This window comes from Stenotrophomonas sp. YJH_SMC_80, from assembly GCF_059372495.1.
Genome location: NZ_JCAFVP010000016.1, coordinates 17,537 through 30,999, shown reverse-complemented (window position 1 = coordinate 30,999; position 13,463 = coordinate 17,537). Strand labels below are relative to the sequence as shown.

Genomic DNA, 13,463 nt, shown 5'->3' with positions numbered 1-13,463 from the left:
CGCGACCGGGTCAGTCCCGCGTGCGTTCGATGATCACGCCCACCGCGCGCGCGCCGCGCACCGCGCCCGGCTTGCTCAGCTTCAGGCGCAGCCACTTCACATCGAATTCGTCCAGCACGATCTGCGCGCAACGTTCGGCCAGGGTCTCGACCAGGCCGAACTCCGACTCGCGCACGAACTGTTCCAGGCGCTTGCTCACCGCCTTGTAGTTCAGGGTGTGGGCGATGTCATCGGTGGCTGCGGGGCGACGGTTGTCGAAGCCCATTTCCAGGTCGAACACCAGGTCCTGGCGGATCCGCCGCTCCCAATCGTAGATGCCGATCAGGGCGTCGATCGTCAGCCCCTCGATGAAAACCTTGTCCATTGCGGTTACCAGCCGAATACAGACGGCCATGGTACCGGCACGGCGGTGAGCCTGCCCGGAACGGGCGGCGGGCCACCGGCGTGGGGCGGTCCGGAAAAAACAAAGGGCCCTGCTAGCGGGGCCCTTTGGTACCTCTCAACGTCCCCGGGGGGAGCTGGAATCCAGCCGCGAGTCCCGGAGCACACGATGCAGATCGTGACGTTCATTTCCTCTACGGTCCAGAGTCAATCACGACATACTGGAGGAAGCCCAAGGCGATACAGGAATTTTGCTGCCTGACACGGCGGCATTGTCCGATATCACGCCTGCGGCAACCAGCGCAGGCTAGTGATCCGCCATGTGGTCCCGTATTTGATGAGAGAGCAACGAATCCTGCAGGCAGCGCTGTCACGCCCACGGTGGGCGACGTACAAACGCATTGCATACCGGCACTGTTTGGACGCCGCCTCACTTTACGTATGGAACATGCAGATGTGCGGCGCGCTGCTATCTCCCCTGCACGTCTGTGAAATCGTAATCCGCAATGCGGTGGCCGCGGCGCTGGCGCATACCTTCGGGCCGCGCTGGCCCTGGCATCCTGCACTGCTGCAGCGGATGCCAGCAGATGGCGCGTTGTCGGCCTTGCAGGATATCCATAGACAGGCAGATCCTCGGATGGACACTCCGGAGATCATCGCCAGTCTTCGTTTCGCTTTCTGGCAGCAGCTTTTCACGCGGCGCTTCGAGGGAGCCATCTGGGCGCGGGGCTTGAAGATTGCGTTGCCGAACGCGCCACAGGATGCTCTCAGCGTGGTCCGCAGGAACATCCATGCTGACCTCGACCGCATCCGCCACCTGCGCAACCGCATCGCCCATCACGAGCCCATCCTCGAGCGCGACATCGGCGCCGACCTGGCCGCGATCGGGCGGCTGATCCATGCCCGCTGCCCGCACACGCTGGGCTGGCTGCAGCGCCATGAGCGGGCGACAACCGTGCTGGCGGCGTCGCCGTTGGCAGTGCATCGGTAATGCGTCCGCCGGCTGGCCCGACGCTACCGGTTCACACCGCCGGCAGGGTCGCCATGTCCCAGCGCGGGGTCACATCCACCTTCGGCGGACTGTGCTGGCCGGCCTGCAGGCGCAGCGCGCCGGCGAAGGCAATCATCGCCCCGTTGTCGGTGCACAGTGCCGGCCGCGGGAAGCAGGCGCGGCCGCCGAGGCGCTCGGCCATCTGCTGCAGGCGGGCGCGCAGGCGCGTGTTGGCGCCGACGCCGCCGGCCACCACGATCACGTTGGTCCCCGCCGCTTCCAGCGCGCGCTCGCACTTGATCGACAGGGTCTCGACCACCGCATCTTCAAAGCCCCGGGCGATGTCGGCACGGGTCTGCTCGCTCTGGTCGCTGTCGCGCCAGGCCATCAGGACCTGGGTCTTCAGGCCGGAGAAGCTGAAATCCAGCCCCGGGCGGTCGGTCATCGGCCGCGCGAAGCGGTACGCGCCCGGCGTGCCCTGCTCGGCCAGCCTGGCCAGCTGCGGGCCACCGGGGTACGGCAGCCCCATCAGCTTGGCGGTCTTGTCGAAGGCCTCGCCGGCCGCGTCATCCAGGGTCTCGCCCAGCAGCCGGTATTGGCCGATCGCATCCACCGCCACCAGCTGGGTATGGCCACCGGACACCAGCAGGGCCACGAACGGCGCTTCCGGCGGGTCGTCTTCCATCAGCGGGGCCAGCAGGTGGCCTTCCATATGGTGTACGCCCACGGCCGGTACCTCCAGCGCCCAGGCCAGCGAACGCGCCACGCCCGCGCCCACCAGCAGCGCGCCGACCAGGCCGGGACCGGCCGTATAGGCCACGCCATCGATATCGCCTACCCCCAGACCGGCTTCGGCCAGGGTCTGGCGCACCAGCGGTAGCAGCTTGCGGACGTGGTCGCGGCTGGCCAGCTCTGGCACCACACCCCCGTATTCGGCGTGCAGGGCGATCTGGCTGTAGACCGCATGGGCGCGCAGGGCCGCGCTGCCGGACAGGCCGGTGTCATACACCGCCACGCCGGTCTCATCACAGGAAGATTCGATGCCAAGGACTCGCATGCCTGCTATTATGACGCCCCTGCCGCCCCCTCGGGGGATGTGCAGATCTCACTGCTTTCGAACTTCCGGCCCGTATTCAGGGTTGGCCGCTTGCAGTTTGTCTATTCGCCGCTATAATGTGCGGCTCGCCGGGCGTGACCCGGTTCTACTGTGTCCCGGAGATTCCATGCCCAGCGTCAAAGTCCGCGAGAACGAGCCCTTCGAGTTTGCTCTTCGCCGCTTCAAGCGCACTTGCGAAAAGGCCGGTGTGCTGGCCGAAACCCGCAAGCGCGAGTTCTACGAAAAGCCGACCCAGGAGCGCAAGCGCAAGGCCGCCGCTGCTGTGAAGCGTCAGCTGCGCCGCTCGTCGCGCGACGTCACCAAGCGTCAGCGCCTGTACTGATCGGACGCATCTTCATTGCGGCGGGCCTGCCTGTCGCGATGGAGCCGAAGCCGGCACGCGCGAGCGTCGCCGGCTTTTTGCGTTTCCGGGTTCGGGCATCCGCCCCCGCCCCACCTACCACCACGAGGTTCCTCATGAGCATGAAGCAGCAGCTCACCGAAGACATGAAGGCCGCCATGAAGGCGGGCGAGAAGCACAAGCTGGGCGTGATCCGCCTGATCAATGCCGCCATCAAGCAGCGCGAAGTGGACGAGCGCATCGAACTGGACGACACCGCCGTGATCGCCGTGCTCGACAAGATGGTCAAGCAGCGCAAGGACTCGGTCAGCCAGTACGAAGCCGCCAACCGCGAAGACCTGGCCGAGATCGAGCGCGCCGAGATCGTGGTCATCGAAGCCTACCTGCCGGCCAAGATGGGCGAAGCCGAGATCGTGGCCGCCATCCAGGCCGCCATCGCCGAAACCGGCGCCTCCGGCCCGGCCGACATGGGCAAGCTGATGGGCGCACTGAAGCCCAAGCTCGCCGGCCAGGCCGACATGGGCCTGGTCTCCAAGCTGGTCAAGCAGCTGCTGGCGTAATCCAGCACTTGCGGTCGGATCCCTTCCGCGATACGGAAGGGCTCTGACCCCATTGATGCACCCGCTTCACCGCACCTTCGTCGGTCGCCTGCTACAACCGCACACATGGTTGAACCCGAGCCCAACGTTCCCGTGTCACTGCGCAAGTACATCAAGCGCCTGCAGGACAGCTTCCCGATGGCGGTGGCCAAGCGCTTCGTCGACGTCGACGTGCTGACCCAGGCAGCTTCCGTCTCCTTCTACGCCCTGCTGTCGATGGCACCGTTGCTGGTGCTGCTGCTGTGGCTGACCGCCTCACTGTACCCACCGGCCCAGCAGGCACTGATCGACCAGATCAGCTCGGTGGCCGGCAGCAGCGCGGCCACCGTGGCCGAAACCGTTCTGAAGAACGCCGACAACCAGCCGGATGTCGGCTCGCTGGCGGGTGTGTGGAGTACGCTGCTGCTGTTCGTCGGCGCCACCGCCGTGTTCGCCCAGCTGCAGAACGCACTGAACCTGATCTTCCGCACCAGCGGCGAGCGCCTGGAAGGCCTCAAGGCCTGGCTGCGCAAGCGCGTGTTCTCGTTCGGCGTGGTGCTGGCGCTGGGCTTCCTGCTGATCCTGTCGATGACCGCCACCACGGTGCTGCAGGTGGCCTTCGCGCAACTGCCCTCGATCCTGCCCGCGCTGGGGTACGTCACGAGCCTGCTGCTGTACGCAGTCGGCTTCGCCTTCATGTACCACTACCTGCCCGACCGTCGCGTGGCGTGGCGCCAGGCCTTCATCGGCGGCGTCATCACCTCGGCACTGTTCGCACTGGGCCGGTACGGCATCGGCGTCTACATCGCCACCGTGGCCCCCGGCAGTGCCTACGGCTCGATGGGCGCGCTGGTGATCTCGCTGGTCTGGATCTACTACGCCACCGTCGTGTTCTTCGTTGGCGCCCTGATGACGGCGGTGATCGATGAGCGCCTGCGCGCGCGTCATCACCTGGCCGCAGCCGGCATTGATCCGGCAACCGCCAGCCAGGTGCCCGACAGGGGGTAAACTAGGCCGACCGCCCCCGGTTCCGTCGCGTGGTCCTGCACCGCGCCCTGCCCTGTTGCCCATGGCCCGTATCCCCGACGCTTTCATCGACGACCTGCTCGCCCGCACCGACATCGTCGAGGTGGTGGGCAGCCGCGTGCCGTTGAAGCGCCAGGGCAAGGAGTACGCCGCCCGCTGCCCGTTCCATGACGAGCGCTCGGCGTCGTTCACGGTCTCGCCCACCAAGCAGTTCTATCACTGCTTCGGCTGCGGCGCGCACGGCACCGCGATCAGCTTCCTGATGAACTACGACCGCCTCGAGTTCCTCGACGCGGTGGATGAGCTGGCCAAGCGCGCGGGCATGGAAGTACCGCGCAACGAGAACCCGCGCAGCCCCCAGCAGCAGGACGACAGCCGCGAGCTGTATTCGGCACTGGATGCCGCCGCCCGGTTCTTCCAGAAGAACCTGGAAGGCAGCGACAAGGCACGCAGTTACCTTGATGGGCGTGGCGTGGACGAAGAGAACCGCGCGCGCTTCCAGATCGGCTACGCCCCGGATGGGTACAGCGGCCTGCGCGATGCACTGGGCAAGGACGAGCGGCGCATGAAACTGCTCGACCGCGCCGGCCTGTTCTCGAAGAACGACCGCGGCCACGTCTACGACAAGTTCCGCGACCGGGTGATGTTCCCGATCTTCGACCGCCGTGGCCGGGTGATCGCCTTCGGTGGCCGCGTGTTCGAGAAGGACGACGGCCCCAAGTACCTCAACTCGCCCGAAACCGCGCTGTTCCACAAGGGCCGCGAACTGTACGGCCTGTGGCAGGTGCGCCAGGCCAACCAGAAGATCGAGCGGTTGATCGTGGTCGAGGGCTACATGGACGTGGTCTCGCTGTTCCAGTTCGGTGTCACCCAGGCGGTGGCAACACTGGGTACCGCAACCACTCCGGACCATGCCGAGCTGCTGTTCCGCAACGCGCCGGACGTGTTCTTCTGCTTCGACGGCGACGCCGCCGGCCGCCGCGCCGGCTGGAAGGCGCTGGAGTCGGTGCTGCCGCGCATGAAGGACGGCCGCCAGGCCTTCTTCCTGTTCCTGCCCGATGGCGAAGACCCGGACACCATCGTGCGCAAGGAAGGCGCCGAGGCCTTCAACGAGCGCCTGAAGCAGGCCACGCCGCTGTCGCAGTTCTTCTTCGATGAACTGACCCGCGAGATCAACCTGGGCACGCTGGACGGCAAGGCGCGCCTGGCCGAACGCGCAAAGCCGATGCTGGCGCAGATTCCCGACGGTGCCTTCGGCGACCTGATGAAGCAGCAGCTGGCGCAGCTGACCGGGCTCGGCGGCAACGCCCAGGCTGCACGCACGCCGATGCCGCAACGCCAGCCTTCGCGCACGATCCAGCCGGTGGCCAGGCGCAGCCTGGTGCGCGGCGCGATCGCCGTGCTGCTGCAGCAACCCTCGCTGGCGCTGACGCTGGGCGGCAAGCACCACTTCCAGGGCCTGCGCCTGCCCGGCGTGGAACTGCTGCTGGAGCTGCTGGGGCTGGTCGAACAGCGCCCGGACATCAGCACCGGCGCCCTGCTGGAACACTTCGACGGGCGCGAGGAACAGGCCTCGCTGCATACCCTGGCCGCACAGACGCTGCCCGGCACCGAGGCCAGCTGGACCCAGGAACTGCACGACGCAGTGGCACAGCTGGAGAAACAGCTGCTGGTGCAACGTCTGGAGGAGTTGTTGGCAAAGCAGCGCCAGCAGGGCCTGGACGATACTGACAAGTACGAACTGCGCGAGCTGCTGAAGGCGCGCGCCGGACTGCGCCTGTAGCGGCAGAACGTTTCACGGAGAGGACCATGCCGCTGCGCCTGACCTGCCTGCTGTTGTTGTCGCTCTGCCTGCCGCTGGCGGCCCTGGCCGCAGATGCCCCGCTCAATGAAGTCCGCCCCGGCCTGTATGCCGGTGGCCAGCCCAGCGCCGCACAGCTGCAGGCCCTGGCCGCGCAGGGCGTGCGCACGGTGATCGACCTGCGCCAGCCTGGCGAGGACCGGGGCTTCGATGAAATCCACGCGGCCGAATCGCTGGGCCTGCGCTATGTGCGCATTCCGGTGGCCGGCGCCGAGGGCCTGGATGCGGCCAATGTGCGCGCCGTGCACCAGGCCCTGCAGCAGAGCCAGGGGCCGGTGCTGCTGCACTGCGCCTCCGGCAACCGCGCCGGTGCCGTGCTCGGCCTGGTCAATGCCCGCTATGAACATGCCAGCCCGGAGCAGGCGCTTCAGCTCGGCCAGCGCGCCGGCCTGAAGTCGCTGGAAGCCGCCACCCGCCAGCGCCTGGCCGCACCGGTCACCTCGCCCTGAACCACCCTCCGCACCAAGGACTCTGCCCACCATGACCCGCTGGTGGTCGCGCCTGCGACCGGACAACTTCACCCTCGCCCTGCTGTGCACCGTCGGCCTGGCCTCGCTGCTGCCGATGAAGGGCGCCGCCGCCATCGTGCTCGACGATGTCACCACCGTCGCCATCGCCGCGCTGTTCTTCCTGCATGGCGCGCGCCTGCCGCGCGAGTCGATCATCGGCGGCATGCTGCACTGGCGGCTGCACCTGACCATCCTGGCCTGCACCTTCCTCCTGTTCCCGCTGCTGGGGCTGATGTTCAAGCCACTGTCGGGCTGGCTGCTGACTCCGGAGCTGTACCTGGGCGTGCTGTTCCTGTGCACCCTGCCGTCCACCGTGCAGTCGTCCATCGCGTTCACCTCGATGGCCCGCGGCAACGTGCCGGCAGCGGTGTGCAGCGCCTCGCTGTCGAGCATCCTCGGCGTGTTCCTGACCCCACTGCTGCTGACCGCGCTGGCCGGCACCTCCGGCGGCGTGCATGACCCACTGCACGCGATCGGCGGCATCATGCTGCAGCTGCTGGTGCCGTTCGTGGCCGGCCACCTGCTGCGGCCGTGGATTGCCGGCTGGGTTGAGAAGCAGCGCGCGCTGCTGCGCTACACCGACCAGGGCACGATCCTGCTGGTGGTGTATTCGGCGTTCGGCGAAGCGGTGACCGAAGGGTTGTGGAGCAAGACACCGCTGCTCTCGTTGCTGGCCGTGGCCGTGGTGGCTGCCGTGCTGCTCGGCATCGCCATGCCGCTGATCACCTTCATCGCCCGCCGGCTGCGCTTCAACCGCGAGGACGAGATCGCCATCGTGTTCTGCGGCTCGAAGAAGAGCCTGGCCACCGGCGTGCCGATCGCCAAGGTGCTGTTCGCCGGCGGCAGCCTCGGCGCGATCGTGCTGCCGGTGATGATCTACCACCAGATCCAGCTGATCGTCTGCGGTGTGATCGCGCAGCGGTATGCGCGGCGCAAGCCCTGACAGGGCACGCGGGTTGTTCCGGGTAGACCATCCACGCATGGCGTGGATCTACTCCAAACCACGGATGGCGTGAACCACCAGTAGATCCACGCCATGCGTGGATGGGTTGCCTGACACTACGGATCCACGAGCGTGCCGACGCTCAGCTCCGGCATCCACACCCACAGGTCGTACGCCCGTTCCGCATGGGTATCGCCCCGCGGCCGCGGGGCCACCTGCTCTGGAAGTGGCCGCGCCATGCAACGGTCCGCGCACGCCCACGCCTGGCCACGCAGCGCACCCAACCGCACGCTGTAGATATCCAGGTCCCGCAGCTGGGAGGCCATGGGCCGCCTCTGCATTTCCGGCGGCATACCTTCCGGTCGCCGCAGCATGGCGTGGACATTGCCAGTCAGCACCAGCATGCGTGCATTGTCTGGCAACTCTCGATAGAGCCGTCGCAACTCGGCTGCCATGAAGTCATCGCGCGCCTGGTTGCCGCCACTGCTGGCATTGACGTCATAGCCAACCACTTCGATCACGCGCCCCTGCGTCTTCAGCACACGCAGGCCTTCGATCATCGCCAGCATGTCGCGGCTGCGGCGACCATCATGCTGGTCATCGCGCACGGTCCAGAACGCGCGGCCGTGCAGGTGCCGGCGCGCCCTGGCCCCGCCATCGGATTCCAGATAGTCGCGCAGCACAGGGTTCTCGGCGCGTGGCAGTTCCAGCGCCATCAGGACCGGGCCGTTGCGGCTGTAGTCGTCCACCAGCTGGCGTACCAGCAACGGGGTCTCGCGGGTGCCATGGAATTCGCCCAGTACCAGCAGGCGGTGCTCACCGGCATGCTGGCGGATCTGCGCGGCGGTGTCATCGGCATGCGCGGTGAGGGCCACACCCAGCGCCAGCAGCAGCGCGGTGGTCCAACGGAAGATCGAATGCATCCCTGCGCCTTCCTTTCCTTTGCGGTCAGGAACAGCAATGGCGACGCAGCAACCGCGGTTCAAGTAGATCCACGCCGTGCGTGGATGCTCCCGCCATCAGACCGGGCCTGAGTCGACCGTGGCTCGACTCTACAAAGGGCAGCCCCTCACAACCAGGGCAGGATCCAGTGGTCCACCAGCAGGAAGGCGAACAGCGCCATCAGGTACACGATGGAGTAATAGAACATCTTCATCGAGAACAATTCGTCCGGCGGGTTGAGCATGCGCCAGGCATACCAGAGGAACACCGCGTTGAGCACGATCGCGCCGCCCAGGTAGAACGCACCGCTCATGCCCACCAGGTACGGCAGCAGGCAGACCAGCGCCAGCACCACCGAATACGCCATGATCTGCTTGCGGGTATGCACCACGCCGTGGGTCACCGGCAGCATCGGGATCTCCGCCTTGGCGTAGTCCTCGCGGCGGAAGATCGCCAGCGCCCAGAAGTGCGGCGGGGTCCAGATGAAGATGATCAGCACCAGCAGCGACGAGTACGCCCAGTCCGACGAGCCCTGCATGCCGGTCACCGCCGCCCAGCCCAGCATCGGCGGCATCGCGCCGGCCAGGCCACCGATGACGATGTTCTGCGAGGTCGCACGCTTGAGGTACACGGTGTAGATCACCGCGTAGCCGATCAGCGAGGCGAAGGTGAGCACGGCGGTGATCAGGTTCACCCACAGCACCAGGATGGTCATCGACAGCACGATCAGCACACCGGCAAACACCAGCACCTGCCATGGCTTGACCTTGCCCACCACCAGCGGACGCCACGAGGTGCGCGCCATCTGCGCATCGATGTGCGCGTCCAGCAGCTGGTTGATGGCGGCCGCGGCAGAGGCCGCCAGCCAGATGCCGAGGAAACCGAGCACGCCGGCGCGCACCTGCTCCCAGCTCGGCACGCCCGGAATGGCCAGGACCATGCCGACCAGGGCGGTGAAGACGATCAGGGCAACGACCTTGGGCTTGGTCAGGTCCCAGTACTGGCGGTAATTGGAAAACATGGAGTCAGTCCGGGGCGCGCAGGCGGGCCAGCAGGCTGACCAGCACGAACAACAGGGCAACGGCCACGCCGTTGTGGGCCACCGCCACTTCCAGCGGCAGCGCCAGCTTCACGTTGAGGATGCCGAGGGTGACCTGCAGCACCAGCAGCGCGATCAGCGCGCTGGCCCAGCCACGCATGCTCGGCAAGCGGAACAGGCGCACGCCCAGCCACAGCAGGTAGACGGCCACCACCACCGCGAACAGCCGGTGCGCCATCTGGATGGCGATACGCGAGGCGCCATCCAGCACGCCGCCTTCGTAATCCACGCCGATGCCGCGCCACAGGGTGAAGCCTTCGACGAAGTTGTGCTGCGGCCACCACTGGTTGGCACAGCGCGGGAAGTTGTCCAGCGAGGCGCTGCCGCCGCCGCAGGCCAGCGCCGCGTAGTTGGCACTGACCCAGCCGCCCAGTGCGATCTGGGTGACCAGTACCGCCACGCCGATGCGCAGCACCCACTTCAGCTTCGGTGCTTCGGCCAGGGTGATCGGCATGTGCGTGGCGCGCCAGGCCATCCAGACCAGCAGCGCGAACATCAGCATGCCGCCCAGCAGGTGCCCCATCACCACGATGGGCTTGAGCAGCAGGGTCACCGTCCACATGCCCAGCAGGGCCTGGAAGATCACCACGGCCAGGGTCAGCAGTGCAGCGCGCGCCAGGTCGATGTTGCTCCAGCGCAGCGCCGCGATCAGCAGGATCGCCTCGCCGATCAGAGCCAAGGTACTGGCGGTGCCATGCCAGCCCATCATGTACAGCGGTATGCCGGCGGCCACCAGCACGCAGGCGGTCACCACCGCCGTGCTTCCGAATCGCCGCTTGCGCGTGGCCAGCAGCGCCAGGGTCAGGATCTCGATGCCCAGTGCGCCGGCCAGGAAGCGGTGCACCTGTTCACGCCAGGCCTTGTGGGTTTCCAGCGGGCGGATCTCCGCCGCCGGGTGGCCGATGGTCTCCTCCACGTGCTGCGGCCAGGTGGCCTGGCCATAGCAGGTCGGCCAGTCCGGGCAGCTCAGGCCGGCATCGGACAGGCGCACGAAGGCGCCGAACATGATCGTGCTCGCGGTCATGATCATGGCGAACCACGCCAGGCGGTGGAAATTGCGGTGCAGCGCCGGACGCGCGGAAAGGCTCATCAAACGGGACTCACTTCAGTTTCAGCAACGTGGCCATGTCCTTGCGCAGGCCACCGAGGTCGGTGCCCGGGGCATGACGCATGATCACGAAGCCGTTCGGATCGATCACGTAGACCGGCAGGCCAGCCGGATCGTCGACGCCGGGCAGGGCCGCGCGCAGTGCTGGCGACGGAGCCAGCGGCCGCAGCGCGGGCAGCGAGGCGATCGACGCCGGTGGCGTTCCCAGCCACAGGATTTCGACATTATCGGCGTTATGGCCGAACAGCTGCCACACCTTGCCCAGTCCCTGCGACAAAGTGACGCACTGGGCGTCGCAGGCACCGGCCGGCGCCACCAGCAGGCGCCAGGTGCGGGCTTCGGGGTTCCACGGGTACGGCTGGCCGTTGGCCAGGGTCGGCGCCTGCTGGCGCAGGTCCACAGGCGGCTTCAGCAGCTGGCCGGCATTGCGGTGCCCGGTGGGCTGCCAGCCAGAGAAGCGCAGCACGGCGGCCAGCGCCATCGCCCCGAAGAACACGGCAAACAGCAGCACCAGGGTCCGGCGGCCGGAGCCGCGCGCCTGCGGGGACGTAGCAGTGTTCATGCGGGGCATTTTCTCATGGTTGGGTGAGGGATGCGGGTGTGACGCCGCGGTAGTGCCGGCCGCTGGCCGGCATCCAGGAATGCGGGGGTTGCCGGCCAGCGGCCGGCACTACCGGGCAGCACGTCGCCTGCGCCACTCCAGTACCAGCGCGACCACCAGCACGGTCAGGGCCAGGCCGAACCACTGCACGGCGTAGCCCAGGTGGCGCTGCGGCGGCAGCGTGTTCGGCAGCAGGTCCAGGTCGCGTTCGTCGCCAAATGGCAGCGCCGGGTCCAGCCGCAGGACGCGATCGGGCAATGCCGGCAGGCCAAGCGCCGCCGCCAGGCCCTCGGCGGGCAAGCGGCTGGCCAGCCAACGCCCGGCCTCATCGGTAGCGGAGAACGCCGGGCCCAAGGCCAGCCCCGCCGACGGCGGCGGCGCCAGCAGGCCACGCACCGCCACCGGCGAAGGCGGCGACGGCACATCCGGCAGCCTGCGATCGGGCGGCAGCGCGCGCCAGCCCAGATCGACCAGCAGCACGCTGCCCTCGTCACTGCGGAACGGGCGATAGATCTTCACGCCCGCGCGGCCGTCCCGGGTCTGGTTGTCCAGCAGCACCACGCCGGGCAGGAAACGGCCGTGGTCGGCCACGCCGTGCAATGCGCCAGGTGCAGCCAGGGCCTGCGCCAGTGGCAGCGCCTGTGCCACAGCTGGACCTTGTGCATCCAACATTGCCTGTTTGGCATGCATGCGCTGCAGCTGCCACAGCCCCAATGCGGTGAAACCAACCATTGCCAGCACCGCCAGCAGCCATCCGATCACGCGTGTGTGCTGGCGCATCATGACAAGTCCGCGCAAACGCGGTCAGATAGGCGCATCCACCCTGCCCTCGAGCCGCGCATGAGTGATTCGCTGAAGACCCTGCTGGTAATCGCGTTTCTGATCGTCATCGTCTGGAATCTGGGCGCCGGCCTGTATTACCTGCTGGTCGACCGCGGCCAGACCAAGCGCACGGTCAACGCACTGACGCGCCGCATCGCGGTGTCGGTTGCGTTGATCCTGCTGGTGATCGTGAGCATCTACATGGGCTGGATCAAACCGCACGGCATCGGCGGCTGAGGCCACCGATGCGTGCGCGGTCAAAGCACGTAGACGAACATGAAGAGCATCAGCCACACCACGTCGACGAAGTGCCAGTACCACGCGGCCGCTTCAAAACCGAAATGGTTGTCGCGGGTGAAGTGTCCCTTGGCCGAACGCAGCCACATCACGATCAGCATGATCGTGCCCAGCAGCACGTGCGCGCCGTGGAAGCCGGTCAGCATGAAGAACGTCGAACCGTAGATGCCCGAGCCGAGCGTCAGGTTCAGTTCCTTGTAGGCGTGGATGTACTCCTCCGCCTGCAGGGTGAGGAAGCCCAGGCCAAGCACCACGGTCAGGCCCAGCCAGATCAGCAGCTGGCGGCGGTTGCCGGCCTTCAGTGCGTGATGGGCGATGGTCAGGGTCACGCCGGAGGTGAGCAGGATCAGCGTATTGATCAGCGGCAGGCCCCAGGCCGGGATGGTCTGGAACGCGCCACCGATCGCCGCCGGCCCGTTGGTCGGCCAGCCGGCGGAATAACCCTGCCAGAGCAGCTCGTTGGTCATCACCCCGCGGCCTTCGCCGCTCAGCCACGACAGGCCCAGGTTGCGGGTGTAGAACAGCGCGCCAAAGAAGGCGCCGAAGAACATCACTTCGGAGAAGATGAACCAGATCATCCCCATCCGGAACGAGCCATCGACCTGGTGGTTGTAGTTGCCCGCCTGCGACTCGCGCACCACGTCGCTGAACCACCAGAACAACGTCAGCACCAGCATCGCGATGCCGATGTAGAAGGTCCAGCGTCCCCAGCTGGCATCGTTGAGCCAGCTGGCCACGCCCACCATGGTCACCATCATCGCGATGGAACCCACGAACGGCCATTTGCTCTGGGCCGGGACGAAGTACACGTTGGCGTCGGTCGGTGTCTGGGCCATGTCGGTATCCGG

At 67.1% G+C, this 13,463-nt stretch carries 16 protein-coding genes; 8 read left to right on the top strand and 8 right to left on the bottom strand.

The genetic code is table 11. The annotated features are described in order from the left end of the window. Positions 1–10: 10 nt before the first annotated feature. Complete coding sequence (folB, locus tag AC5P99_RS18875) at positions 11–364, bottom strand: dihydroneopterin aldolase (RefSeq protein WP_005407807.1); 354 nt, start codon at positions 362–364, stop codon at positions 11–13. A 354-nt stretch (positions 365–718) separates the two neighbouring features. Between folB and AC5P99_RS18870 the strand changes: the two genes are divergently transcribed. Beyond that, positions 719–1,372, top strand: a complete 654-nt coding sequence (locus AC5P99_RS18870; protein ID WP_049448269.1) for a hypothetical protein — start codon at positions 719–721, stop codon at positions 1,370–1,372. 31 nt (positions 1,373–1,403) lie between these two features. Here AC5P99_RS18870 and tsaD read toward each other — a convergent pair whose 3' ends face one another. Continuing rightward, on the bottom strand, positions 1,404–2,429 hold the full coding sequence (gene tsaD, locus AC5P99_RS18865) for a tRNA (adenosine(37)-N6)-threonylcarbamoyltransferase complex transferase subunit TsaD (protein WP_049448268.1): 1,026 nt from the start codon (positions 2,427–2,429) through the stop codon (positions 1,404–1,406). Positions 2,430–2,595: 166 nt separating this feature from the next. Between tsaD and rpsU the strand changes: the two genes are divergently transcribed. From rpsU to AC5P99_RS18835, 6 genes are all read left to right on the top strand, one after another. Then, positions 2,596–2,811 carry a 30S ribosomal protein S21 gene (gene rpsU, locus AC5P99_RS18860; protein ID WP_002808376.1) on the top strand — a complete coding sequence of 72 codons (216 nt, stop codon included), beginning with the start codon at positions 2,596–2,598 and terminating at the stop codon, positions 2,809–2,811. A 134-nt stretch (positions 2,812–2,945) separates the two neighbouring features. Then, positions 2,946–3,389, top strand: a complete 444-nt coding sequence (locus AC5P99_RS18855) for a GatB/YqeY domain-containing protein (protein ID WP_005412032.1) — start codon at positions 2,946–2,948, stop codon at positions 3,387–3,389. Between the two features lie 105 nt (positions 3,390–3,494). Beyond that, a complete protein-coding gene (locus AC5P99_RS18850) occupies positions 3,495–4,415 on the top strand; it encodes a YihY/virulence factor BrkB family protein (protein ID WP_012478940.1) in 921 nt (306 codons plus the stop codon). A gap of 61 nt (positions 4,416–4,476) precedes the next feature. Beyond that, entirely contained in the window at positions 4,477–6,216 is a 1,740-nt protein-coding gene (dnaG, locus tag AC5P99_RS18845) for a DNA primase (RefSeq protein WP_033833640.1), read from the top strand. Between the two features lie 26 nt (positions 6,217–6,242). Next, on the top strand, positions 6,243–6,743 hold the full coding sequence (locus tag AC5P99_RS18840) for a protein tyrosine phosphatase family protein (RefSeq protein WP_495213425.1): 501 nt from the start codon (positions 6,243–6,245) through the stop codon (positions 6,741–6,743). 31 nt (positions 6,744–6,774) lie between these two features. After that, entirely contained in the window at positions 6,775–7,746 is a 972-nt protein-coding gene (locus AC5P99_RS18835) for a bile acid:sodium symporter family protein (RefSeq protein ID WP_005407800.1), read from the top strand. A gap of 116 nt (positions 7,747–7,862) precedes the next feature. Here AC5P99_RS18835 and AC5P99_RS18830 read toward each other — a convergent pair whose 3' ends face one another. From AC5P99_RS18830 to AC5P99_RS18810, 5 genes are all read right to left on the bottom strand, one after another. Continuing rightward, positions 7,863–8,669, bottom strand: coding sequence for a calcium-binding protein (locus tag AC5P99_RS18830; RefSeq protein ID WP_099605588.1), 807 nt, complete (start codon positions 8,667–8,669; stop codon positions 7,863–7,865). Positions 8,670–8,815: 146 nt separating this feature from the next. Beyond that, positions 8,816–9,709: a heme o synthase gene (gene cyoE, locus AC5P99_RS18825; protein WP_005412028.1), complete on the bottom strand. Its 894-nt coding sequence runs from the start codon at positions 9,707–9,709 to the stop codon at positions 8,816–8,818. 4 nt (positions 9,710–9,713) lie between these two features. Then, complete coding sequence (locus AC5P99_RS18820; RefSeq protein ID WP_005407797.1) at positions 9,714–10,877, bottom strand: COX15/CtaA family protein; 1,164 nt, start codon at positions 10,875–10,877, stop codon at positions 9,714–9,716. A 10-nt stretch (positions 10,878–10,887) separates the two neighbouring features. Continuing rightward, positions 10,888–11,457, bottom strand: a complete 570-nt coding sequence (locus AC5P99_RS18815; RefSeq protein ID WP_005412027.1) for a redox-active disulfide-containing membrane protein — start codon at positions 11,455–11,457, stop codon at positions 10,888–10,890. 108 nt (positions 11,458–11,565) lie between these two features. Continuing rightward, entirely contained in the window at positions 11,566–12,279 is a 714-nt protein-coding gene (locus AC5P99_RS18810; protein WP_285310068.1) for an SURF1 family protein, read from the bottom strand. A 57-nt stretch (positions 12,280–12,336) separates the two neighbouring features. Between AC5P99_RS18810 and AC5P99_RS18805 the strand changes: the two genes are divergently transcribed. Beyond that, complete coding sequence (locus AC5P99_RS18805; RefSeq protein ID WP_005412025.1) at positions 12,337–12,555, top strand: twin transmembrane helix small protein; 219 nt, start codon at positions 12,337–12,339, stop codon at positions 12,553–12,555. A 20-nt stretch (positions 12,556–12,575) separates the two neighbouring features. Here the strand turns inward: AC5P99_RS18805 and AC5P99_RS18800 are convergent, their stop codons facing one another. After that, positions 12,576–13,451 (bottom strand): cytochrome c oxidase subunit 3, encoded by an 876-nt coding sequence (locus tag AC5P99_RS18800; RefSeq protein WP_005412024.1) that lies wholly within the window; start codon positions 13,449–13,451, stop codon positions 12,576–12,578. Positions 13,452–13,463 lie beyond the last annotated feature (12 nt).

What these genes read in the sequence shown, in the direction of transcription:
- folB (WP_005407807.1), bottom strand. Translation starts at nt 364, where the DNA reads ATGGACAAGGTTTTCATCGAGGGGCTGACGATCGACGCCCTGATCGGC.
- AC5P99_RS18870 (WP_049448269.1), top strand. Translation starts at nt 719, where the DNA reads ATGAGAGAGCAACGAATCCTGCAGGCAGCGCTGTCACGCCCACGGTGG.
- tsaD (WP_049448268.1), bottom strand. Translation starts at nt 2,429, where the DNA reads ATGCGAGTCCTTGGCATCGAATCTTCCTGTGATGAGACCGGCGTGGCG.
- rpsU (WP_002808376.1), top strand. Translation starts at nt 2,596, where the DNA reads ATGCCCAGCGTCAAAGTCCGCGAGAACGAGCCCTTCGAGTTTGCTCTT.
- AC5P99_RS18855 (WP_005412032.1), top strand. Translation starts at nt 2,946, where the DNA reads ATGAGCATGAAGCAGCAGCTCACCGAAGACATGAAGGCCGCCATGAAG.
- AC5P99_RS18850 (WP_012478940.1), top strand. Translation starts at nt 3,495, where the DNA reads ATGGTTGAACCCGAGCCCAACGTTCCCGTGTCACTGCGCAAGTACATC.
- dnaG (WP_033833640.1), top strand. Translation starts at nt 4,477, where the DNA reads ATGGCCCGTATCCCCGACGCTTTCATCGACGACCTGCTCGCCCGCACC.
- AC5P99_RS18840 (WP_495213425.1), top strand. Translation starts at nt 6,243, where the DNA reads ATGCCGCTGCGCCTGACCTGCCTGCTGTTGTTGTCGCTCTGCCTGCCG.
- AC5P99_RS18835 (WP_005407800.1), top strand. Translation starts at nt 6,775, where the DNA reads ATGACCCGCTGGTGGTCGCGCCTGCGACCGGACAACTTCACCCTCGCC.
- AC5P99_RS18830 (WP_099605588.1), bottom strand. Translation starts at nt 8,669, where the DNA reads ATGCATTCGATCTTCCGTTGGACCACCGCGCTGCTGCTGGCGCTGGGT.
- cyoE (WP_005412028.1), bottom strand. Translation starts at nt 9,709, where the DNA reads ATGTTTTCCAATTACCGCCAGTACTGGGACCTGACCAAGCCCAAGGTC.
- AC5P99_RS18820 (WP_005407797.1), bottom strand. Translation starts at nt 10,877, where the DNA reads ATGAGCCTTTCCGCGCGTCCGGCGCTGCACCGCAATTTCCACCGCCTG.
- AC5P99_RS18815 (WP_005412027.1), bottom strand. Translation starts at nt 11,457, where the DNA reads ATGAACACTGCTACGTCCCCGCAGGCGCGCGGCTCCGGCCGCCGGACC.
- AC5P99_RS18810 (WP_285310068.1), bottom strand. Translation starts at nt 12,279, where the DNA reads ATGATGCGCCAGCACACACGCGTGATCGGATGGCTGCTGGCGGTGCTG.
- AC5P99_RS18805 (WP_005412025.1), top strand. Translation starts at nt 12,337, where the DNA reads ATGAGTGATTCGCTGAAGACCCTGCTGGTAATCGCGTTTCTGATCGTC.
- AC5P99_RS18800 (WP_005412024.1), bottom strand. Translation starts at nt 13,451, where the DNA reads ATGGCCCAGACACCGACCGACGCCAACGTGTACTTCGTCCCGGCCCAG.